The sequence below is a fragment of the Janthinobacterium sp. 75 genome (assembly GCF_004365495.1).
Taxonomy (GTDB): domain Bacteria; phylum Pseudomonadota; class Gammaproteobacteria; order Burkholderiales; family Burkholderiaceae_D; genus Janthinobacterium.
Window position 1 is genome coordinate 554,763 of sequence record NZ_SORD01000001.1, and the last position, 21,318, is coordinate 576,080.

Sequence of the window (21,318 nt, forward strand, 5' to 3'; positions counted from 1 at the left end):
GATTTAAATGTAGGGACCGGCATTCTCGTGAAAGCCGGCCCGGAACTTCTATTACTTAGCTTTCGAGCTTACGATCGCTTCAGTCACATGCTTAGGTGCTTCAGCATAGTGCTTGAATTCCATCGTGTAAGTCGCACGACCTTGGGTCGACGAACGCAACGATGTGGCGTAACCGAACATTTCCGACAGAGGTACTTCGGCCTTGATGATCTTGCCGCCACCACCAGCAATTTCATCCATGCCTTGCACCATACCGCGACGCGACGACAGATCGCCCATCACGGTACCGGCGTAGTCTTCCGGCGTTTCCACTTCCACGGCCATCATCGGCTCCAGGATGACTGGCGATGCTTTGCGGCAGCCATCTTTGAATGCCATCGAAGCGGCCATGCGGAATGCATTTTCGTTCGAGTCAACATCATGGTACGAACCGAAGAACAGCGTGACTTTAACGTCAACAACTGGGTAACCAGCCATCACGCCCGAAGTCAGCGTGTCGCGTACACCTTTTTCAACTGCAGGGATGTATTCGCGAGGAACGGTACCGCCCTTGATCGCGTCAACGAATTCGAAGCCCTTGCCCGGTTCTTGCGGTTCGATCTTCAGAACCACGTGACCGTATTGACCACGACCACCCGATTGCTTGACGAATTTGCCTTCCGACTCTTCGCACACTTTACGGATCGTTTCGCGGTAAGCCACTTGTGGCTTGCCGACGGTGGCTTCAACGTTGAATTCGCGCTTCATGCGGTCAACGATGATGTCCAGATGCAACTCGCCCATACCGGCGATGATGGTCTGGCCCGATTCTTCATCGGTACGCACGCGGAACGATGGATCTTCTGCTGCCAGACGGTTCAGCGCCAGGCCCATTTTTTCCTGGTCAGCCTTGGTTTTTGGCTCGACTGCCTGCGAAATCACCGGCTCAGGGAAGACCATGCGTTCCAGAACGACGCTTGCTTTTTCGTCGCAAAGCGTATCGCCAGTGGTGGTGTCTTTCAGACCCACGACAGCGGCGATGTCGCCAGCGCGCATTTCTTTGATTTCTTCGCGCTCATTGGCTTGCATCTGCACGATACGGCCAATACGCTCTTTCTTCTGCTTCACGGAGTTCAGGACCGAATCGCCCGAATTCAATGTGCCCGAATAGCAGCGGATGAAGCACAGCTGACCCACGAACGGATCGGTTGCGATCTTGAACGCCAATGCCGAGAACTTCTCATTGTCGTCGGCTGCGCGCTCGACTGGCTGCTCGTCCTCGTCCAGACCTGGGACAGGTGGAATGTCGATTGGCGATGGCAGGTACTCGATGACCGCGTCCAACATTGCTTGTACGCCCTTGTTTTTAAAGGCGGTACCGCACAACATTGGAACGATTTCGCTGGCGATGGTGCGCTGACGCAGAGCAGCCTTGATCTCGGCTTCCGACAGGTCGCCTTCTTCCAGGTACTTGTTCATCAGTTCTTCGGACGCTTCAGCAGCGGCCTCAACCATGTTTTCGCGCCACTTGGCAGCTTCAGCAGCCAGGTTGGCAGGAATTTCGCCGTATTCAAACTTCATGCCTTGCGAAGCGTCATCCCAGATGACCGCTTTCATCTTGACCAGATCGATAACACCGGTAAAGACGTCTTCAGCACCGATAGGCATCTGAATAGGTACTGGGTTGGCTTTCAGACGCGAACGCATCTGATCGTAGACCTTGAAGAAGTTGGCGCCGGTACGGTCCATCTTGTTCACGAAGGCCAGACGTGGCACTTTGTACTTGTTAGCCTGACGCCATACCGTTTCCGATTGTGGCTGCACGCCGCCGACTGCACAGTAAACCATGCAGGCGCCATCCAGCACGCGCATCGAACGTTCAACTTCAATGGTGAAGTCAACGTGGCCTGGGGTGTCGATGATGTTGATGTGATGCGCTGGGAAGTTGTTTGCCATGCCTTTCCAGAAGCACGTAACAGCAGCCGAGGTAATCGTGATACCGCGCTCTTGCTCCTGCGCCATCCAGTCGGTGGTGGCTGCGCCATCATGGACTTCGCCCAGCTTGTGGTTCACGCCGGTGTAGAACAGAACGCGCTCGGTGGTGGTCGTCTTACCTGCATCGATGTGAGCGGAGATACCGATATTGCGGTAGCGCTCAATGGGGGTCTTGCGGGCCATAATTAATCCTAAATGAATGGACAAAACCGAGCAGCATTTTTTTGCAAAAATGAGCCCGGCCTCGAACAACAGATGCTTGACAGCCGCCTTGCGGTAGCTGGCTTTATATTAGAAGCGGAAATGCGAGAACGCTTTGTTCGCTTCAGCCATACGATGGACTTCGTCGCGTTTTTTCATCGCGCCGCCGCGGCTTTCAGCCGCTTCCATCAGCTCACCGCCGAGGCGTTGTGGCATCGATTTTTCGCTGCGCTTGTTAGCAGCTTCACGCAACCAACGCATGGACAAAGCCATACGACGGACTGGGCGAACTTCGACCGGCACCTGGTAGTTTGCACCACCGACGCGACGGGATTTCACCTCAACCAGCGGCTTGGCGTTGTTGATTGCGGTAGCAAAAACTTCGAGCGGATCTTTGCCCGATTTTGCTGCGATGTGCTCGAAAGCACCGTAGATGATGTTTTCTGCAACCGATTTCTTACCGGACAGCATCAGCACGTTTACAAATTTAGCGACATCAGTGTTGCCGAATTTTGGATCTGGCAAAATTTCGCGCTTGGGTACTTCACGACGACGTGGCATATCAATTCCTTTCAATCTTCAGTTGAGCGCGCGTTCTTCGCACACTCGCGGACGACCATCATAGTCTTCCACTTACTCGACCAGATGCGGTCGACTACATTCACTTAGCTAGTTGCCACTGAGCGAAACTTGGGTTTGCTGCGTACAACTTATTACTTCTTGCCTGCTTTAGCGCGCTTGGTACCGTACTTCGAACGCGATTGCTTACGGTCTTTAACGCCTTGGGTATCCAGGGCACCGCGAACCATGTGGTAACGCACACCCGGCAAATCCTTGACGCGGCCGCCGCGCAACAGCACAACACTATGCTCTTGCAGGTTATGGCCTTCACCGCCAATGTACGAAATGACTTCGAAACCATTGGTCAGACGAACTTTAGCGACTTTACGCAGAGCCGAGTTAGGCTTCTTTGGAGTCGTTGTGTAAACACGTGTGCAGACGCCACGTTTTTGCGGGCTGTTTTCCAGCGCCGGCGATTTGCTCTTCACGGTCAAAGCGACGCGTGGATTGCGAATCAATTGATTGATGGTTGGCATCGTTATAAATCCAACAAAAAACTACGATTAATAACCCGGGCAAGATGCCCGGCGACTAAAACCTCGTCCCGCTTTCATCTACTGCGCACCGGAGGCGCCCGCAGCCACTCGATAAGGAGCGGCCAAAAAGTGCCAGGCAATACGTAAACGATGAGCAGAATAAAATCGAGAACTCGCTAGTTTAGACCTTGTGTTACAGGGGGTCAATCAGTTTACCGCTTTTTGCTATAAAAAAAGGCAAAAAAGCGGCTCATTTGTGGCATTTTGACTAATCTTTGGCAGCAATGCGCAGGCAGCGGCATCCCGCGATGATTGATGATTTGGCATTCTTTCTCTGAGGCCAAGCATCAGTAGGGCGCATTCTTGTACGACCGCAATACAACAAAAGGATTGATAATAGCGGACATTTTTCGCTGCCTCCCTTTATGCGCTCCTTGCTTCGCCCTGCCACTCTGTTCCTGCTCCTGACGTATGCCTTGCTGACGGCCGTGCCTTTCGTCCCCGCGCTGCTGGGGCGTGCGCTCGAACATCCCTGGCAGATGCTCACGCTTGAGCTGCTGGCCTGGCTGGCCGTATGGAGCGTGTTCAAGCGCCCCGCATACTTTCACTGGCTGCTGGTGCCCGCCTTCCTGGCCCTGCCGACGGAAATCTACCTGTTCATCTTCTATGGCCAGGGCATTTCCACGCACCACCTGGGCATCATCTTCGAAACCAGCCCCAAGGAAGCGATGGAGTTCCTGGGGCAAAAAGTGTGGCTGATGGGCGCCGTCATGCTGGGCGTGATCGCCTGGTGCGCGCTCGGCTGGTTGGCGGCCACGCGCACGCGCGACCTCGACTGGCGCGGCAAGACGCGCCCGGCCGCCTTCGTATTGCTGATCCTGCTGGGCGGCTTCTGGTGGTATGGCTACGAATTCGGTTTCGAGGCCAAGGTTCTGCATAGCGCTCCCGCATCAGCCAAGGCCAGCCTGCCACCAGCCAGCGCCAAGGCAGGCGCTTCCGGCTTCGGCGACGCCAGTTCGGCCGACGACGAAACGGCCGAAGACGACGAGGAAAGCAGCAAGCCGGAGAACGCCAGCATCGCCGGCGCCGACGAAACGGGACTGGGCTGGCCCAGCCTGCCCCACTGGGCGCGCCTGCCCTATGCATTCGACACCGTCAGCAATTCCTGGCCCTTCGGCCTGGCCGCGCGCGGCTTCGATTTTTACAAGGAACGTCGGTACCTGGCCGAACTGGGAAAGAAGAGCAGCAGCTTCCGTTTCGGCGCGCACCAGCAACATCCCGACGCCCATCCGGAAGTAGTCGTCATGGTAATCGGCGAATCGTCGCGCTACGACCGCTGGAGCCTGAACGGCTATGAGCGCGACACCAATCCCCTGCTGAAACAGGAAAGCAACCTGGTGCCGCTGGCCGACGTCATCACGGCCGTTTCCGCCACGCGCCTGTCCGTGCCCGTCATCATCTCGCGCAAGCCGGCCACGCAAAGCCTCAAGGATGGCTTCTCGGAAAAATCCTTCCTCACCGCCTACAAGGAAGCGGGCTTCAAGACCTACTGGCTGTCGAACCAGATCTCGTTCGGCCAATTCGATACGCCCGTATCCGTGTTTGCCAAGGAGGCAGACGTGGTGCAATTCCTGAACCTGGGCGGCTTCACCAATAATTCGAACTTCGACCAGATCCTGTTCGATCCGTTCAAGAACGCGCTGGCCGACCCGGCGCCGAAAAAGCTCATCGTGCTGCACACCCTGGGCAGCCACTGGAACTACAGCCAGCGTTATCCGAAATCCTTCGACAAGTGGCAACCGTCGCTGTTCGGCGTCGACAAGCCCGTCTACACGGACACGGCCATCAAGCCACAGCTGAACAACAGCTACGACAGCTCCATCCTGTACACGGACTGGTTCCTGTCAAACGTGATCGGCATGCTGAAGGATGATGGCCAGCGCACCGCCCTGCGCAGCTCGCTCGTCTACGTGGCCGATCACGGCCAGACCTTGTACGACGGCAGCTGCCGCCTGGCCTTCCATGGCCACAACACGCAGTTCGAGTTCCACGTGCCCGCCTTCGTCTGGTATTCGCCGCAATTCCAGCAGCACTATCCGGACAAGGTGACGCAGCTGCAGCGCCATCAGAAGGCACGCCTGTCGACGGAAAACATGTTCCATACCCTGCTCGACCTGGGCGACATCCGCTTCGCCGGCGAACAGCCCGAATGGAGCATCGCCAGCCCCCGCTTCAAGCAGCACAAGCGCTACGTCGACAGCTACGGCTGGACCAACTACGACAACGCCATCATCCGCGGCGATTGCCGCGAAGTGATCGACAAGAGCACGCCGGAGAAACAGGAAAAGTAAGGGCTAAGGGCGGCCGTCAGGCCCGCTCCAGCACGCCGCCGCAATCGGCCGGCTGCGCCATGTGCGTGCTGAGCCAGTCGAAGACGCGTCCGGCCTTGTCAGCGATACCGGCGTCAAAACCGCGCTGCGCCAGCAGGGCGATGCCGTTCGTGGCCTGCAGCACGCCGGGCGCCAGCTGCAGCGCGCCAGCGTCATCGCGGCGCACACACCAGGGCGCCAGGCAGTCTTCCAGCAGCGGCCCCAGCACCAGGTTGTGCGACGAGACGATCACCAGGTGGCGCGCGGCCAGGGAATGCAGCACGGCGGCCGCCGCCGCCACCGATTCAAGGTGGTTCGTGCCGCGAAAAATCTCGTCGATCAGAAACAGCGCCGGTTCCCCGCTCTCGGCCAGCGCCAGCAGTTCGCGCGCGCGCCGCAGTTCAGCAATATATAAACTTTCGCCGCCATCGAGGGAATCTTCATTCTGCATGCTCGAATACAGCGGCAGCATGGGCACGTGGGCGGCCTGCGCATAGCAAAAACCGAAGGCGCGTGCGCTGATCAGATTGAGTCCCACGCCGCGCAGCAAGGTACTTTTTCCGATCGCATTCTGCCCCGAAATGAAGGCGCCCCGGCCATCGAGCCGCAGCGACAGCGGCATGGCACCGCCCAGCAGCGGATGCACCATGGCATCGAGCGACAACTGCCGCGCATCGGCTTCCTGCACCCAGCAAAATTGCGGGCGGCCGCGCACGTGGCGCGCCAGTGCCACGTCGGCCTCGAGGTCGGCCAGCAACCGGAAACTCTGGCGCAAGAAGGCCCGTTCGCGCCGCACCACGCGCAGGCTATGGAAATAGCGCCGAATATTGCCCAGCATGAGCCAGTCGTCATATTCGCTCAACAGGGGAATCATCTTGATCCAGCCCAGCGGCGTGATCTGGCGATTGATCACGCCTGCCGCCCGGACGCCTTCGCGCAACTGCGCCGTGAACGGCGAATCGAGCGCTCCCAGGCGGCCATGCACCAGCAATATCTGCTGCAAGGTAAACACGCTACGCGCCCACGGTTTGCAGCGATCGTAAAAACGCATCTGCAACGCCATCAGGAAGAGCCAGACGGGAACGACGACGGCCCACGCCAACGGCGCGACCAGCCACGCGGCCAGCAGCGCTACCAGCAGCACCAGGGTCGGCAGCAGCAGCCAGCGGCTCCACCACGGCGGCGCTGACGGGGGCGCGCCGCACAGCAGCGCAGCCACTTCCATGTCTGCCGTGCGCAGCGGCCGCATGGCTTGCTCGAGCGCTGCCTGCTGTGCCGGCGCGGCCAGCAGGGCCGTGATGCGCGCGCGCGACGCGGCACTTGCCATGCCGCTCGCCAGACGCTGATGCAATCGCTGCTGGCCAAGAATGCTGGTCTGATCGGCGAGCTGCATATGGTAGTCATCGAGCAGCATTTCGTCCCAGGTCTGTTCATCGAGCTGGACCGGGCCAGCTTCGACCTGCTCCAGCATGGCAATGTCGCTGCGGGCAAAGGGGTAATCGAATTCCGCCGGTTCAGGCAGGCTGGCAAACTGGCGCAGCCAGCGGTTCAGGCTAGAAAACTGGGAGGGCGAGGACGGCATCAGGCTCCAATCAGGGATCAGCATGGCGCCGCGCGCCATCACTGCCACGCCACAGATCAGGCCGATTGCCAGATTATCAAGATCCATCGCTCCATGCCGCGCCGGTATGGCCGCGCGGACACCTGGCGGACGGCGCGGACACGGCGGACAGCCGGACACTCCGGTTTTTCTCTTTGCAGATCAATGGCTTATGCAGTGGCACGGATCGTGCATTGGATAAGTCATCCTCCACGAGACATGACCATGATCCGCGATACCTCCTCTCAAGACGCCGTACTGTCCGCCCCGCCGGGCCAGCGCCACAAGAAACGCGCCCTGCTGCTGGCCGGCGCCGTCATCGTCATCGGCGGCGCCGTCGCCGTATTTGCCGGCTGGCGCAACAGCGAACATTCCGTCAATGCCAGCCGCCTGCGCATCGCCGAGGTCACGCGCGGCACCCTGATCCGCGACGCAGCCGTGAATGGCCGCGTGGTGGCCGCCATCAGCCCCACCCTGTACTCGACCACGGTGGCCACAGTGACCCTGAAGGCCAAGGCGGGTGACACGGTAAAAAAAGGCGACATCCTGGCCGTGCTTGAATCGCCGGACCTCTCCGACGCCCTGAAACGGGAGCAGTCGAGCGTGCAGCAACTGGAAGCGGAAGTGGCACGCCAGCAGATCCTGGCAAAAAAACAGAAGCTGCTGGCGCGGCGCGAAGCCGATACGGCGGAAATCGAACGCCTGTCAGCGCAGCGCACCCTGGAACGCTACGAAAGCGTGGCGCAAGTGGGCATCATCGCCAAAATCGATTACCAGAAGGCCAAGGACGCGCTCAATTCAGCCGACATCCGCAGCAAGCACGCTTCGCAGGCGGCAGGCCTGGAAAGCGAGGACGTGACCCTGGCACTGAAGACCAAGGTCAATGAACTGGAACGCCAGCGCCTGAGCCGCGACAACGCCCAGCGCCGCGTCGATGAACTGACCGTGCGCGCCCCCGTCAACGGCTTCATCGGCACGCTCTCGGTGGCCAACCGCAGCGTGGTGCAAGCCAATACGGCGCTGATGACCCTGGTCGACCTGTCGCAGCTGGAAGTCGAGTTGGAAGTGCCGGAAACGTATGTGGCCGATATCGGCCTGGGCATGAGCGCGGAAATCGAAACGGGTGCCATCAAGGCGACAGGGAAACTGTCGGCGCTGTCGCCGGAAGTAGTGAAAAACCAGGTGCTGGCACGCGTGCGCTTCAATGGTGAACAACCGGCAGGGCTGCGGCAAAACCAGCGCATCACGGCGCGCCTGCTGATCGACGAAAAGCCGAATGTGCTGATGCTGGCGCGCGGCCCCTTCGTCGAGGCAGAAGGCGGCCGTTTCGCCTATGTGGTGCGCGACGGCGTGGCCATCCGCACCCCCATCAAGATGGGCGCCACCAGCGTCTCATCCGTGGAAATTCTCGATGGCCTGAAGCTGGGCGACAAGGTCGTCGTCGCCGGCACGGAATCGTTTGAAAACGCTGCCCGCATCTCCATCAATCAATAAGCTGCATCCCATCCTAGAAAGAGGCACGCCATGCTGCGCATGCAAAACCTGAACAAAGTCTACCGCACCCACATGATCGAAACGCACGCGTTGCGCGGTTTTGAAATCCACGTCAAGCAGGGGGAATTCGTCACTGTCACGGGACCGTCCGGCTCCGGCAAGACGAGCTTCCTGAACATCGCCGGCCTGCTCGAGGAATTCACGGATGGCGAATACATACTCGACGGCGTCAACGTGAAAGGCATGAACGACAATGCCCGTTCGCGCCTGCGCAATGAAAAACTGGGCTTCATCTTCCAGGGTTTTAATCTGATCCCCGATCTGTCGCTGTTCGACAACGTCGACGTGCCGCTGCGCTACCGGGGCTATAACAGCGCCGAACGACGCGAACGCATCGAGGATGCCTTGGCAAAGGTGGGACTGGCCTCGCGCATGAAGCACTATCCGGCCGAATTGTCGGGCGGCCAGCAACAGCGCGTGGCGATCGCGCGCGCGCTGGCCGGGTCGCCCAAGCTGCTGCTGGCCGATGAACCGACAGGCAACCTCGACACGCAGATGGCGCGCGGCGTGATGGAGCTGCTCGAAGACATCAATGCGCAAGGCACCACCATACTGATGGTCACGCACGATCCGGAACTGGCGCTGCGCAGCCAGCGCAATGTGCACATCATCGACGGCCAGGTGTCGGACCTGGTGCACAAGGGGCCATCGCTGGCAAGCAGCCAGGCAAAGGCCGGCAGCAACGCCGCCACCGCCTGAGGAGTATTCATGTTCCAGTATTACTTCCTGCTCGGCCTGCGCAGCCTGCGCCGCAATCCGGCCCTGACGGCACTGATGGTGCTGACCCTGGCCATCGGCGTGGCTGCCAGCATTTCCACTCTCACCATCCTGCACGTCATGTCCGGCAATCCCCTGCCGCACAAGAATGGCCGGATGTTCGTGCCGTTGCTCGACAACGGTCCCCTCGCCGGCTATACGCCGGGTAACAAGTCGGGCGACGACCAGCTCAGCTACCGCGACGCCGTCAATTTCCAGAACAGTAAACTGGGCGAACGGCGTAGCGTCATGTATGGCGTGAGCGGCGCCATCGAACCAGCACGCAAGGATATCGGCGCTTTCAGTTCCCAGGGACTGGCAGCCTACCGCGACTTCTTCCCCATGTTCGAGACGCCGTTCCGATACGGCCAGCCGTGGAGTGCTGCCGACGATGCCGCCGGTGCCGATGTCGTCGTCCTGTCGCGCAAGCTGGCGGAAAAGCTGTACGGCGACAGCAATCCGGTCGGCCAGCGCATGACACTCATGGGTTTCCAGTATCAGATCACGGGTGTGCTCGATAAATGGGACCCGGTACCGCGCATCCACCGCATCATCGGCAGCGGCGCCTTCGGCAGCGAAGACAGCTACTTCATCCCGTTCACCAGCGCGATACGCCATCAGATGAGCCACAACGGCAGCATGAGCTGCAGCGGCAACCGCGAGCCTGGCTACCAGGGCACGCTCGACTCGGAATGCACGTGGATGCAGTTCTGGTTCGAGATGGCCAGCGATGGTCAGCGCAGCGAATTGCAGAACTACCTCGACAGCTATGCGCAGGAACAGCGCAAGCTGGGCCGCCTGAAGCGCAATGCCCCCAACCAGCTGTTTACCATCGATGAATGGATGGCGCACCTGCGCGTGGTCGGCAACGACAACAAGCTGTCGGCCTGGCTGGCCTTTGGCTTCCTGGCCCTGTGCCTGGTCAACACCATCGGCCTGCTGCTGGCCAAATTTTCCGTGCGCGCCGCCGAAGTCGGCATCCGCCGCGCACTGGGCGCCTCGCGCAGCGACATCTTCCGCCAGTTCCTCATCGAGACGACCGTCATCGGCCTGGCTGGCGGCGTGCTTGGCCTGCTGCTGTCCTTCGGCGCATTGGCACTCATCGGCATGCAGTCGAAGCAGCTGACCGTCGCCGCGCACATGGACTGGGTGATGCTGGCCATGACCTTCGTCATCTCGGTGGCCGCAGCGATCCTGGCCGGCCTGCTGCCGACCTGGCGCGCCTGCCAGGTGACGCCGGCCCTCCAGCTCAAATCCCAATAACCGCACACGAATAGGACACCATGGAAATCCGACCCATCCTGTCTGCGCTGATGCGCAGCAAAACCGGCGCCATCCTGGTTGCCGTGCAGGTAGCCCTTAGTCTGGCCATCCTGGCCAATGCCCTGCATATCGTCAACGTACGCCAGGAGGTGGCGGCGCGCCCCAGCGGCGTGGCGGCAGAGCGCGACGTCTTCCATCTGCTGGCGCGCAACTTGCGCCAGCAGGGCCACAATGAAGAACTGGCTCTGCAAAAGCGCCTGGCCGCCGCTGCGCGTGCCGTGCCGGGCGTCGTCTCAGTGGCGCAGGTAAGCCAGGTGCCGCTGTCGCGCAACGGCAGCAGCAGCGGCTTTGCTGTCAACCGCACACAGGAAAACACCTCCGCCAATGCCGCCGTGTATCTCACCCCCGACTCGCTGATCAAGACATGGGGCTTGAAACTGGTGGAAGGGCGCGATTTTACGCCCGCTGAAATTACGGAAGTTGACCAGAATGTGACAAAAGAATCACCACCGCAAGTCATCATCACGCGGGCGCTGGCAAAAAAAATGTACCCTGGCGGCGGCAGCGCCTTGAACATGCCCATGTTCATGGGCACCGGCGAGGACGCAGAGAAATTGCAGGTCGTCGGCGTCATCGAACGGTTGCAGACCCAGGGCGCGGAAGTGGGCGAGCGCGGCGAATATTCGATCCTGTTTCCCGTGCGCCTGACGGGCGACGGCGATGCATTGCTGACCATCCGAGCCGAACCGGGTCAGCGTGACCGCGTGATGAAAGAAGTGGAACAAGCCGTCCGCGCAGCCACGCCGGACAAACTGATCGTGCGCATCCGCAGCTTCGACGAAGACCGCGACACGCGCTACCGCGCCGACCGCGCCCTGTCGTGGATGCTGATCACCGTCTCGGCCCTGCTCCTGCTGGTGACGGCCAGCGGCATCGTCGGCATTGCCAGCCTGTGGGTCACGCAGCGGCGCAAGCAGATCGGCGTACGGCGCGCGCTCGGTGCGCGCCGCCTCGACATCTTGCGCTACTTCCTGACGGAGAACTTCATGATTACCAGCGTGGGCGTGGCGGCCGGCGTAATGCTGGCCCTCGCGCTGAACCAGCTGCTGGTGAGCCAGCTGGAAATGGCCCGCCTGCCCCTGCCCTATCTGGTGGGAGGCGCGCTGGTGTTCTGGCTTCTGGGCCTGGGCGCAGTGTACGGTCCGGCATGGCGTGCGGCCAGTATTTCGCCTGCCACGGCCACGCGCAGCGCATGAATTTGCCCCCGCCATGGCTGGCCTGACAATGTTATGCTGCGCGCATGCCTACCGTACTGATTATTGACGACAATGCCGCCGTGGCGATCGCGCTCGACGTGCTGTTTTCCCTGCACGAGATCGACGCCGTGCGCGCCTCCTCGCCCGAGGAAGGCCTGCTTCTGCTCGAGCGCCACACCATCGACCTGGTGGTGCAGGACATGAACTTCACGGCCGACACCACCTCGGGCGAGGAAGGCAGCGCGCTGTTCCACGCCATCCGCGCGCGCTACCCGGACCTGCCCGTGATTCTGCTGACGGCATGGACCCAGCTCGATGCGGCCGTCGACTTGATCAAGTCCGGCGCGGCCGACTATCTGGCCAAGCCATGGGATGACAGGCGCCTGATCACCAGCGTCCAGAACCTGCTGGAGCTGGGGCAGGCCAACCGCGCGCTGCGTCAGCGTGTGATGGCCGAGCAGCGCCAGCGCCACGCCCTGGAGCACGACTTCGATCTGCGCGGCATGGTATGGCAAGATCCGGCCACCGAAAGAGTGGTGCACCTGGCCTGCCAGGTGGCGCGCGCCGACGTGCCCGTGCTCATTTCGGGGCCGAACGGCAGCGGCAAGGAACGCATCGCCGCCATCGTGCAAGCCAATTCCCAGGTCGCCAGCGGTCCCTTCGTCGTGCTCAATTGCGGCGCCGTGCCGGTGGAGTTGATCGAAGCGGAACTGTTCGGCGCCGAGGCTGGCGCCTACACCGGCATCACCCGCGCACGCGATGGCAAGTTCGACGCGGCCGACGGCGGCACCCTGTTCCTCGACGAGATCGGCAACCTGCCGCTGGCCGGGCAAATGAAACTGCTGCGCGTGCTGGAAACGGGACGCTTCGAGCGCCTCGGCTCGAACCGCGAGCGGCAAGTGAAAGTGCGCGTCATCAGCGCCAGCAACGCCGACCTGCCAGCGATGATCAGGGCAGGCACGTTTCGCGAAGACCTGTTCTACCGCTTGAACGTGATCGAACTGCGCCTGCCTCCACTGGCCCAGCGCCCGCTTGACATCCTGGTGCTGGCGCGGCATTTCCTGGGCAGTGAGAAAACGCTGGATGTGCTGGCAGAGGCTACCCTGCTGGCGCACGGCTGGCCGGGCAATGTGCGCGAACTGAAAAACGTCATGCAGCGCGCCAGTCTGCTGACGGCCGGCCCGGTGATCAGCGCGCAGGAAACAGGCTTGCCACTGGCGGGACTGCCATCGCTGCGCGCACCTCAGGATGCCGACGCGACAGAGACGGACCGCGACAGCGTCGTCGCCGCCCTGGCGCGCGCACACGGCGTGGTGGCGCAGGCGGCGCAGGAACTGGGGCTCTCGCGCCAGGCGCTGTACCGGCGCATGGAACGCCTGGGCATCGCACGCGGCTGATGGCATACCCTCCCATGCGCCTCTCCCTGCTCACGCGCTGGACGGCGCTGATCGTCACCTTGCTGGTGCTGGGCATAGTCATCGCCTTGCTGCTGGCGCATTTTTTGCCGGGCCAGCCGCTGCTGGTGCTGGCGGGTACCCTGCTGTGCGTGCTGCCGGTGGCCGTCATTACCATCCGCGCGCAGCTGCAATCGATGCTGTCGCTGTTTCGCGCCTTGAGCGGCACGGTTGCCAGTTACCAGGACGGCGACTTCGGCTTCAGCTTGCGCTGGCCGCAGAACGATGAACTGGCCGACCTGGTGGCGGCCCACAATGCGCTGGGTGACGTGCTGCGCAAGCAGCGCCTGGATCTGGTGCAGCGCGAACTGCTGCTCGACACCATGGTGCAAAACACGCCGGTGGCCATGCTGCTGGTGGCCGAGGGCAGCGCCATCGTCTACGCCAACCTGGCCGCGCGCCAGTTGCTGCACCACGGCCGCCGGCTCGAAGGACACCACCTGGCAGACATCGTGCGCGAGGCGGCGCCAGCCCTGGCCGAGGCGCTGGCGCGCCGCAACGACGGCCTGTTTACCAGCGGCGAAGGGGAGCAGGAAGAGGTGTATCACCTGGCACGGCGCAGCTTCAGCCTGAACGGGCGCAAGCACGAACTGCTGCTGTTGCGCCAGCTAACCCTGGAACTGCGGCGCCAGGAGGTGCAAACCTGGAAGAAAGTCATCCGCGTCATCAGCCATGAGCTCAACAACTCGCTGGCGCCACTGGCCTCGCTGGCCCATTCCGGCGCCGAGCTGGTGCGCCGCGGCCAGACCGAGCGCCTGCCGCAAATCCTCGCCACCATCGAGGAACGCACGCGTCACCTGGAAACTTTTATCCTCGGCTATGCGCGCTTTGCCAAGCTGCCCGCACCACGTCTGGCGCCATGCGAGTGGCAACCCTTCCTCGACAGCCTGACCTCGCAAGCGGCCTTCACGCTTGACGGCACGCCGCCCGCGCAGGCCGCCGTGTTCGATGCGGCGCAAATGCAGCAGGCGCTGCTCAACCTGCTCAAGAACGCGCTGGAATCCGGTTCAAAGCCCCAGCATATCGGCCTGCACGTCAGCCAGGGTCAAGGGCAGCTGCGCATCGAAGTGCGCGACCGCGGGCCGGGCATGAGCGGTGCCGTGCTGGAAAACGCGCTGGTGCCGTTTTATTCCACCAAGCGCAGCGGCACGGGACTCGGCCTGGCCCTGGCGCGCGAAATCGCCGAAGCGCACGGTGGACGCATCACCCTCGCCAACCGCGAAGGCGGAGGGCTGGCGGTAACCTTGATTCTTCCATTGCAGGACAGAAATTAGTTCCTCGTGTAACGATTTTTAAATCACACCATTCGCAATTATTTCGCGGTGCAATATTGATAATTAGAGTTTTAAATATTGCAACATCATGAGCGCCATGCCCGTATGTTAGAAATAAGCTATTTAAGTTTGCATAATGATATAAAAATAGCTGATTGACAATGAAATGTCTTGGCGATAATTTATCTGAGCGGTACGGTTTTTTTGAAACATCAATCGTTTTCTCGCGGGGATAAATATGAAACTGAAATCACTCATTGCAGCAACGGTCTTGGGCGCGGCGTCCATCGGCAGCGCCTGTGCGGCGGCGTATTCCATAGACCTTAACAATACAGGCACCAATGTATGGACGGCAAGCTACGGCGCCACTCCCGTCATAGGTGACTTTACCGATACATTCACGTTCAGTCCATCAGCAACTGCCGGTTCGTTCGTGCAAACCTTTCTTGCGAACATCTCCTATACCGGCGCTGACAATATGGCGGTCACGTTCAGCTCCGTCTCGCTGAACAGCATTGCCCTGACAGATGTCAGCACCAGCACGCCTTTCGGCGCCTTCCATGGCGCGCTCCTTGCTCCGACTGAGATTTTGATCGGCGCGCCCCTGGTTCTCACAGTCATGGGCAACTCCAAAGGTGGCAGTTATGCCGGCGACTTCAACCTGACCCTGGCCCCGGTTCCGGAGCCGGAAACGTATGCCATGATGCTGGCCGGCCTGGGGATACTGGGCTTCCTGGCACGACGCCGCAAGCAATCTTGAGCTCCCCTCCCAAAAGACGCTGCAGCGTCTTTTTTTTCGCTCCTGCTACACTGGAGCCATGACAACAGATTTCACTTCCACCAGCAGTACCGCTTTCAGCCATCCTGGCCACCCGCCTGCCACCACCACCGAACACCGCGGCATCCGCTACCTGCACCTGGGCACCAAGTGGGTGCAGGGAGCCATGCGCCTGGACAAACCCGACGCCATCGAGCTCGAATACGTGCAGATGATGATGATGTGGATGCTGTTCAAGACACAGCCCAGGCGCATCGTGCAGCTGGGACTGGGCAGCGCTGCGCTGACAAAATTCAGCTACCGCCGCTTCCCCGATGCCTCGGTCACAGCCATCGAACTCAATCCGAATGTGATCGCCATCTGCGGCGCCCAGTTTGCGCTGCCGCCGAATGACGCGCGCCTCGACGTGCGCGAGATGAATGCGCTCGACTTCGTGCTCGATCCTGCCAACCACGGCACGGTCAATGCGCTGCAGGTGGACCTGTACGACGAAGACGCGCGCGGCCCCGTACTCGACACGCCCGAGTTCTACCAGGCCTGCTTCGACTGCCTGGCAGACGACGGCATCATGTGCACGAATGTCTTCGGCGACTTCCCCAACTACGACAAGAATTTGCAGGCGATGGAACTGGTCTTCGACGCCGTCGTCTGGGTGCCAGAAATGGAAGATGAAAATATAGTCGTGCTGGCGTTCAAAAAATCGCCGTCGCTCGATTTCAGCGACTTGTACGAACGTGCCGCCGCCATCAAGAAGCAGTTCAACCTGCCCGCCAAGAACTGGGTCAACGGCTTGAAGCAGTGGATGCAGGACCAGCAGTAATACAGTAGCGCGGCATCACGCCGGCAGCAGCGCGCCCAGGCGGCGCGCCAGGCCATCCATATTCTCGGCCGGTACCTGCGCATAACCGAGCAGGAAACCGTTCCAGCCGGCGCCCTCGCCCCTCCTCTCTCCCGTGCCATGCGCGGACAGCGCCAGCGCCACGATGCCGTCCTGCGCTGCGCGGCGACTCAGCGCCAGATCATCCCATGCGGCATCTTGGAAACGCAGCGCCAAATGCATGCCGGCTGTGCCGCCATGGATGCCAGCGCCCGCACACGCATGGCGCTGCAATGCCTCGCTCAAGGCGTCTCGCCGCTGGCGGTACAGGCGGCGCATGCGGCGCACATGGCGCGCAAACAGACCGCTGCGCAGGAACTCGGCCAGTGCCAGTTGTTCAGCCACGCGCCCCCTGGCGGCGCCCTGTGCCTGCATCTGCGCGAAGGCCCCAGCCAGCGTCGCCGGCACGACGATAAAGGCCAGGCGCAAGGCGGGAAACATGGTCTTGCTGAAGGTGCCCATATACACGACGGGCGCATCCTCCACCAGTCCCTGCATCGCAGCCAGGGGCGGGCCGCCATGGCGAAATTCGCTATCGTAATCATCTTCAATAATCAGGGCGCCGGCGGCACGGGCCCGGTCGAGCAGCACCATGCGGCGCGCGGGACTAAGCACGCTGCCGGTCGGATACTGGTGCGACGGTGTGGTGTAGATCAGGCGCGGCGGCGCCGCGTTCCAGTCGTCGTCTGTCGGTGCGATGCCATCCATGTCTACCGCAATACCCCTCACCTGCAGGCCGGCGCCGCGGCCCGCCGCCAGCGCGCCGCCATAGCCAGGGTGCTCGATCCACAAGGTGTCGCCCTGGTCGGCAAAGGCGCGCAGGCACACATCCAGGCTGCTCTGCGTGCCATCCGTGATGAACACCTGGCTCGCATCGCAGACGACGCCGCGCGCGGCGCGCAAATGGTCGGCGATGGCCATGCGCAGCTGCGGCTCACCGGCAGGGTCGCCGTAATTGAGCTGGCGCGGCGTCAGCGCACGCCATGCACGATCCAGCATGCGCCGCCACTGCGCCAGCGGAAATTCGTCGAGCGCCGGCACGCCAGGCGCGAACGCGCCCATGGCGTCAGCAGGAAATACCAGCGCCGCATTCACATCCTGTCCCGCCACGCCGCGCAAATGCCGGGCGCGGCGCGACAAGCCATCCTGGCCGCCACTCACTGGCGATGCCATCGGCTCGCCGGCACTGCCGGCGACGACGGTGCCGCGCCGGTCCGGCAAGACAAACCCTTCGCTGGCCAATTGCTCGTAGGCGTACAGCACGGTATTGCGCGCCAGTCCCAGTTCCGCAGCAAGCACGCGCGTGGCGGCCAGCCGCGTACCAGGAGCCAGCTGGCCGCCGCGGATCGCCGCGCGCAGGCATTCATGCAGCAGGCGCTGACGCGGCCAGCCCCGCTCGCGATGCGTGCGTTCGAATGCACCCAGTAGCAAAGCAAAGTCCATGCGCCTCCTTGTGGCTCTAAATTATTTATCAGTTCTGGATCTTTTTTCAGGGCCAGATGCCGATTATAGTGCGGCCTGCTTCTTCAACCAACCGGATTTCCACCATGACCGCTACCGCCCTGCCTCCCAGCCCCCGCACCCGCGTACGCCGCGTCGCCGAACTGGCCAGCTACGAGCAAGCCACCCTGTACGCCGTCCTCGACGCCGCCTATCTGTGCCATATCGCCTTCCAGGACGAGCACGGAAACCATTGCATCCCGACCGCCTGCTGGCGCATCGGCGGCCACCTGTACATCCATGGCTCGAACGGCAGCCGCATGCTCAAGCAGCTGCTGCGCGATACGGGCGTGTGCGTGACGGTGACCCATCTCGACGGCCTGGTGCTGGCGCGCTCGGCCTTCAATCACACCATGAACTACCGCTCGGCGATGGTGTACGGGCAGTTTGAAAAAGTAAGCGACATCGGCCAGCAGCATGCGGCCATGGATGCGCTGATGGAAAAGCTGGCGCCGGGACGCCTGGCACAAGTGCGCGGTGGCAGCACCAAGGAATACGCCGCTACCACCGTGCTGCGCATCGCGCTCGACGAATGCGCCGTCAAGCAGCGCAGGGGCGGTCCGCTGGACGATGCGGGCGACATGGCGCATGACGTCTGGACGGGTGAACTGCCGTTTACGCACGGTCGGGGCGCGGCCATCGCCGATGCGCTCAACACCAGCGAGTTGCCCGCATATGCCGCTGCATGGGGTACGGAATCCGCTTGACCGGCCGGCGTGCTTGCCCGATGATCGGCGTTGATGGCGATCGCCACCAATTTACCAACCGATCCAATCACGCATGGAGCATATGATGATGAAGCGAGTATCCCTGGCTGCGGCCTTGATGGTCATGCTGGCCTGTGGCGGCAGCGGTGCGGCACTGGCCGCCGATGCCGGCGACGCGGCCCTGAAGGCAGCCATTGCCGGCAGTGCGCGCACGCCGGCCAACGCGCTACGCGACAGCGCCCGCCACCCGTATGAAACGCTGACGTTCTTCGGCATCAAACCGGGCATGACAGTGGTCGAACTGGCGCCTGGCGGCGGCTGGTATACGGAAATCCTGGCGCCCTACCTGCGCGAGAACGGCAAGCTGATCGCCGCCGGCAACGATCCGCAATCCGCCAGCGAAGGCGCACGCCGCGGCGCGGCCCGCTTCCAGCAAAAACTCGACGCCAATCCGGCCGCTTTCGGCAAGGTGGAAATCGGCGCCTTCGCGCCACCCACCACCTACCGCATCGCGCCCAAAGGCACGGCCGACATGGTGCTCACCTTCCGCAATATCCACAACTGGATACCCATTGGCGAAGCAGGCATGCAGACCCTGTTCAAGGAAGTCTATGACAGCCTGAAACCGGGCGGCGTGTTCGGCGTCGTCGAACACCGCCTGCCGGCGAACAAGGTGCAGGATGCCACGGCCAGCAGCGGCTACATGCACGAAGCATATGTGATCAAACTGGCTGAAGGCGCCGGTTTCAAACTGGCGGCCAAGTCGGACATCAACGCCAATCCCAAGGACACGGCAGACCACCAGGGCGGCGTCTGGGCACTGCCACCCACCTACGCCAACAAGGATGTGGAGCGGGCCAAATACACGGCCATCGGCGAGAGTGACCGTATGACCCTGAAGTTCGTCAAGTAGGTCGGCTTAGCGCGGCACCGCCGCGCGTAATCCGACAACATCGTTGGCGTCGGTGATGGCGTCGGGTTACGCGTAACGCGCTAACCCGACCTACCGCTTTATTTCTTCGTTTCCTTCGGCTTCACCGGTACTAGGCTCAAATCCTGGAAGTCATAGCTGAAATCCGTTTCGGCCGACACGGGCGCCATTTTCACCCTGTCAATGCTGCCATCGGGATTGAGCGAGAAGGTCACATAGGCGTCGGCGTTGAAGTTACGCTCTTTCCAGCGCACGATGAAGGTATCATGCTGCCAGTGTTCCAGCTCGCCCGTCAGGTCCGGCGTGCGCGTGAAGCTGAGGATATGTTTTTTCCCCTCCGGCTTGATCACGACCTTGCCGTACCAGGCATCCTCATACTCGCCGTCATACGCCGCCAGCGGCAGCGATGGCTGCGATTTCACCGCGCGCGCGCTCGACGCCTTGCCCTGCTTCTTGACTTCTTCCGCATGCTGGTCCTGCTCCACCTGGGCCACCAGCGCGAGCCAGTCCGACGGCGCTGCCTGCAGGTAATGGTCGAGGATGCGCCATTGCAACGCCGTCATGGAACCGCCATTTTCAGCATTGGTGAGAATGGCCACCCCCAGTTTCGCTTCCGGCACCATCACCACGCGCGAATAAAAGCCCTGCAGCGCGCCGCCGTGCATGGCCACTTTCATGCCCTTGTAGTCGCGTAGCTGGAAGCCCAGGCCATACGCGCTGAAATTCGGCTTGGTCGCTGCCAGCTTTGGCTTCGGCTCGGCAATCTTGATCGGCGTTTGCGCCGTCCACATCTCGCGGCCCTGCTTTTCACTGAACAGACGCGCTTCCTTGCCATCCTTGTCCATCACGCCGGCGATCTTGCCTTCGTCGAGCAGCACCATCATCCACTTGGCGATATCTTCCGCATTCGTGTTGATGCCGACGGCGCCCACGGCGTTCGGCACCGGCATCGATTTGACGGCGGTGACCTTGCCGTCGATCTTGCTGTGCGCATTGGCCACGTCGGGATTGCCAACGTTCTCGGCCAGGCTGGTGGTGCTGCCCGTCATGCCCAACGGCGCCAGGATGCGTTCGTGCATCGCCTCGCCCCAGCTCTTGCCGGCCTTGTCGGCGATGATCTTGCCAGCGACGATGTACAGCAGATTATCGTAGGCATAGCTGTTGCGAAAACTCGTGGCTGGGCGGATGTAGCGCAGCTTCTCGATGATCTCGTCGGTGCTGAACGTGGTGGTGGGCCACCACAGCAAGTCGCCGGCGCCCAGGCCCAGGCCACTGCGGTGCGTCAGCAAATCGCGGATGGTCATGGCGCCCGTCACGTAGGAATCGTGCATCTGGAAGCCTGGCAAGTGCTTGGTGACGGGATCGTCCCAGGCCAGCTTGCCCTCGTCAACCAGCATGGCCAGAGCGGCGGCCGTGAAGCCTTTCGAGTTCGATGCCACTTCGAACAGGGTCTTGGCGCCGACGGATGCCGGTTCGCCCAGCTTGCGCACGCCAAAGCCCTTGGCGGTGATGACCTTGCCATCCTTGACGATGGCGATCGCCATGCCGGGCACGTCGAAAACCTTCAGGGCGGTGGCGACGTCACGGTCAAGATCGAAGGCAGGCGCGGGCGCCGGCGCAGCAGCAGCAACAGGGGCGGCGTCAAAGGCCAGTGCCGGCACAGTGACGCTGGAAAACGCCAGCACGATGGCGGCGGCGAGACGGTTCATGGAATGCATGCTCAGGAT

General features: G+C 61.7%; 17 protein-coding genes. 11 read left to right on the plus strand and 6 right to left on the minus strand.

Annotated features, from left to right (window positions below; all coding sequences use genetic code 11):
* Positions 1 to 51: 51 nt before the first annotated feature.
* The 3 genes from fusA to rpsL form a co-directional block, all read right to left on the minus strand.
* On the minus strand, positions 52 to 2,157 hold the full coding sequence (gene fusA, locus C8C89_RS02670; RefSeq protein WP_101483577.1) for an elongation factor G: 2,106 nt from the start codon (positions 2,155 to 2,157) through the stop codon (positions 52 to 54).
* A gap of 108 nt (positions 2,158 to 2,265) precedes the next feature.
* Positions 2,266 to 2,736 (minus strand): 30S ribosomal protein S7, encoded by a 471-nt coding sequence (gene rpsG, locus C8C89_RS02675; RefSeq protein WP_010394377.1) that lies wholly within the window; start codon positions 2,734 to 2,736, stop codon positions 2,266 to 2,268.
* Positions 2,737 to 2,888: 152 nt separating this feature from the next.
* Positions 2,889 to 3,272, minus strand: a complete 384-nt coding sequence (gene rpsL / locus C8C89_RS02680; protein ID WP_010394376.1) for a 30S ribosomal protein S12 — start codon at positions 3,270 to 3,272, stop codon at positions 2,889 to 2,891.
* A gap of 425 nt (positions 3,273 to 3,697) precedes the next feature.
* Between rpsL and C8C89_RS02685 the strand changes: the two genes are divergently transcribed.
* Entirely contained in the window at positions 3,698 to 5,623 is a 1,926-nt protein-coding gene (locus tag C8C89_RS02685; protein ID WP_133988821.1) for a phosphoethanolamine transferase, read from the plus strand.
* Between the two features lie 16 nt (positions 5,624 to 5,639).
* On the opposite strand, the gene C8C89_RS02690 is transcribed toward C8C89_RS02685, so the two are convergent.
* Complete coding sequence (locus C8C89_RS02690; RefSeq protein ID WP_243857876.1) at positions 5,640 to 7,310, minus strand: DNA mismatch repair protein MutS; 1,671 nt, start codon at positions 7,308 to 7,310, stop codon at positions 5,640 to 5,642.
* Positions 7,311 to 7,466: 156 nt separating this feature from the next.
* Between C8C89_RS02690 and C8C89_RS02695 the strand changes: the two genes are divergently transcribed.
* The 8 genes from C8C89_RS02695 (at position 7,467) to C8C89_RS02730 (ending at position 16,396) form a co-directional block, all read left to right on the plus strand.
* On the plus strand, positions 7,467 to 8,735 hold the full coding sequence (locus tag C8C89_RS02695; RefSeq protein ID WP_101484822.1) for an efflux RND transporter periplasmic adaptor subunit: 1,269 nt from the start codon (positions 7,467 to 7,469) through the stop codon (positions 8,733 to 8,735).
* A gap of 30 nt (positions 8,736 to 8,765) precedes the next feature.
* Complete coding sequence (locus C8C89_RS02700) at positions 8,766 to 9,494, plus strand: ABC transporter ATP-binding protein (RefSeq protein WP_101483576.1); 729 nt, start codon at positions 8,766 to 8,768, stop codon at positions 9,492 to 9,494.
* Between the two features lie 9 nt (positions 9,495 to 9,503).
* Positions 9,504 to 10,814 carry an ABC transporter permease gene (locus tag C8C89_RS02705; RefSeq protein WP_101483575.1) on the plus strand — a complete coding sequence of 437 codons (1,311 nt, stop codon included), beginning with the start codon at positions 9,504 to 9,506 and terminating at the stop codon, positions 10,812 to 10,814.
* 20 nt (positions 10,815 to 10,834) lie between these two features.
* Positions 10,835 to 12,070 (plus strand): FtsX-like permease family protein, encoded by a 1,236-nt coding sequence (locus tag C8C89_RS02710; protein ID WP_133988822.1) that lies wholly within the window; start codon positions 10,835 to 10,837, stop codon positions 12,068 to 12,070.
* Between the two features lie 44 nt (positions 12,071 to 12,114).
* The gene (locus tag C8C89_RS02715; RefSeq protein ID WP_133988823.1) at positions 12,115 to 13,467 is read left to right on the plus strand and encodes a sigma-54 dependent transcriptional regulator; all 1,353 of its coding nucleotides are present in this window, start codon (positions 12,115 to 12,117) and stop codon (positions 13,465 to 13,467) included.
* 14 nt (positions 13,468 to 13,481) lie between these two features.
* A complete protein-coding gene (locus C8C89_RS02720; RefSeq protein ID WP_243857877.1) occupies positions 13,482 to 14,798 on the plus strand; it encodes an ATP-binding protein in 1,317 nt (438 codons plus the stop codon).
* Between the two features lie 238 nt (positions 14,799 to 15,036).
* Positions 15,037 to 15,558, plus strand: a complete 522-nt coding sequence (locus C8C89_RS02725) for an FxDxF family PEP-CTERM protein (protein ID WP_133988824.1) — start codon at positions 15,037 to 15,039, stop codon at positions 15,556 to 15,558.
* Positions 15,559 to 15,616: 58 nt separating this feature from the next.
* A complete protein-coding gene (locus tag C8C89_RS02730) occupies positions 15,617 to 16,396 on the plus strand; it encodes a spermidine synthase (RefSeq protein WP_133988825.1) in 780 nt (259 codons plus the stop codon).
* A 15-nt stretch (positions 16,397 to 16,411) separates the two neighbouring features.
* Here C8C89_RS02730 and C8C89_RS02735 read toward each other — a convergent pair whose 3' ends face one another.
* On the minus strand, positions 16,412 to 17,896 hold the full coding sequence (locus C8C89_RS02735; RefSeq protein WP_133988826.1) for a PLP-dependent aminotransferase family protein: 1,485 nt from the start codon (positions 17,894 to 17,896) through the stop codon (positions 16,412 to 16,414).
* 104 nt (positions 17,897 to 18,000) lie between these two features.
* Here C8C89_RS02735 and C8C89_RS02740 point away from each other — a divergent pair, with 104 nt between their 5' ends.
* Positions 18,001 to 18,660, plus strand: coding sequence for a pyridoxamine 5'-phosphate oxidase family protein (locus C8C89_RS02740; protein ID WP_208327665.1), 660 nt, complete (start codon positions 18,001 to 18,003; stop codon positions 18,658 to 18,660).
* A gap of 85 nt (positions 18,661 to 18,745) precedes the next feature.
* Positions 18,746 to 19,573 carry a class I SAM-dependent methyltransferase gene (locus C8C89_RS02745; RefSeq protein ID WP_101484820.1) on the plus strand — a complete coding sequence of 276 codons (828 nt, stop codon included), beginning with the start codon at positions 18,746 to 18,748 and terminating at the stop codon, positions 19,571 to 19,573.
* A gap of 98 nt (positions 19,574 to 19,671) precedes the next feature.
* Here the strand turns inward: C8C89_RS02745 and C8C89_RS02750 are convergent, their stop codons facing one another.
* A complete protein-coding gene (locus C8C89_RS02750; protein WP_133988827.1) occupies positions 19,672 to 21,309 on the minus strand; it encodes a serine hydrolase in 1,638 nt (545 codons plus the stop codon).
* Positions 21,310 to 21,318: the final 9 nt, after the last annotated feature.

Excerpts from the sequence above, each read along its gene's own strand:
- C8C89_RS02725 (WP_133988824.1), top strand. The coding sequence starts at position 15,037 with ATGAAACTGAAATCACTCATTGCAGCAACGGTCTTGGGCGCGGCGTCC.
- C8C89_RS02690 (WP_243857876.1), bottom strand. The coding sequence starts at position 7,310 with ATGGATCTTGATAATCTGGCAATCGGCCTGATCTGTGGCGTGGCAGTG.
- C8C89_RS02720 (WP_243857877.1), top strand. The coding sequence starts at position 13,482 with ATGCGCCTCTCCCTGCTCACGCGCTGGACGGCGCTGATCGTCACCTTG.
- C8C89_RS02705 (WP_101483575.1), top strand. The coding sequence starts at position 9,504 with ATGTTCCAGTATTACTTCCTGCTCGGCCTGCGCAGCCTGCGCCGCAAT.
- C8C89_RS02685 (WP_133988821.1), top strand. The coding sequence starts at position 3,698 with ATGCGCTCCTTGCTTCGCCCTGCCACTCTGTTCCTGCTCCTGACGTAT.
- rpsG (WP_010394377.1), bottom strand. The coding sequence starts at position 2,736 with ATGCCACGTCGTCGTGAAGTACCCAAGCGCGAAATTTTGCCAGATCCA.
- C8C89_RS02700 (WP_101483576.1), top strand. The coding sequence starts at position 8,766 with ATGCTGCGCATGCAAAACCTGAACAAAGTCTACCGCACCCACATGATC.
- rpsL (WP_010394376.1), bottom strand. The coding sequence starts at position 3,272 with ATGCCAACCATCAATCAATTGATTCGCAATCCACGCGTCGCTTTGACC.
- C8C89_RS02740 (WP_208327665.1), top strand. The coding sequence starts at position 18,001 with ATGACCGCTACCGCCCTGCCTCCCAGCCCCCGCACCCGCGTACGCCGC.
- C8C89_RS02735 (WP_133988826.1), bottom strand. The coding sequence starts at position 17,896 with ATGGACTTTGCTTTGCTACTGGGTGCATTCGAACGCACGCATCGCGAG.
- C8C89_RS02750 (WP_133988827.1), bottom strand. The coding sequence starts at position 21,309 with ATGCATTCCATGAACCGTCTCGCCGCCGCCATCGTGCTGGCGTTTTCC.
- C8C89_RS02715 (WP_133988823.1), top strand. The coding sequence starts at position 12,115 with ATGCCTACCGTACTGATTATTGACGACAATGCCGCCGTGGCGATCGCG.
- C8C89_RS02710 (WP_133988822.1), top strand. The coding sequence starts at position 10,835 with ATGGAAATCCGACCCATCCTGTCTGCGCTGATGCGCAGCAAAACCGGC.
- fusA (WP_101483577.1), bottom strand. The coding sequence starts at position 2,157 with ATGGCCCGCAAGACCCCCATTGAGCGCTACCGCAATATCGGTATCTCC.
- C8C89_RS02730 (WP_133988825.1), top strand. The coding sequence starts at position 15,617 with ATGACAACAGATTTCACTTCCACCAGCAGTACCGCTTTCAGCCATCCT.
- C8C89_RS02745 (WP_101484820.1), top strand. The coding sequence starts at position 18,746 with ATGATGAAGCGAGTATCCCTGGCTGCGGCCTTGATGGTCATGCTGGCC.
- C8C89_RS02695 (WP_101484822.1), top strand. The coding sequence starts at position 7,467 with ATGATCCGCGATACCTCCTCTCAAGACGCCGTACTGTCCGCCCCGCCG.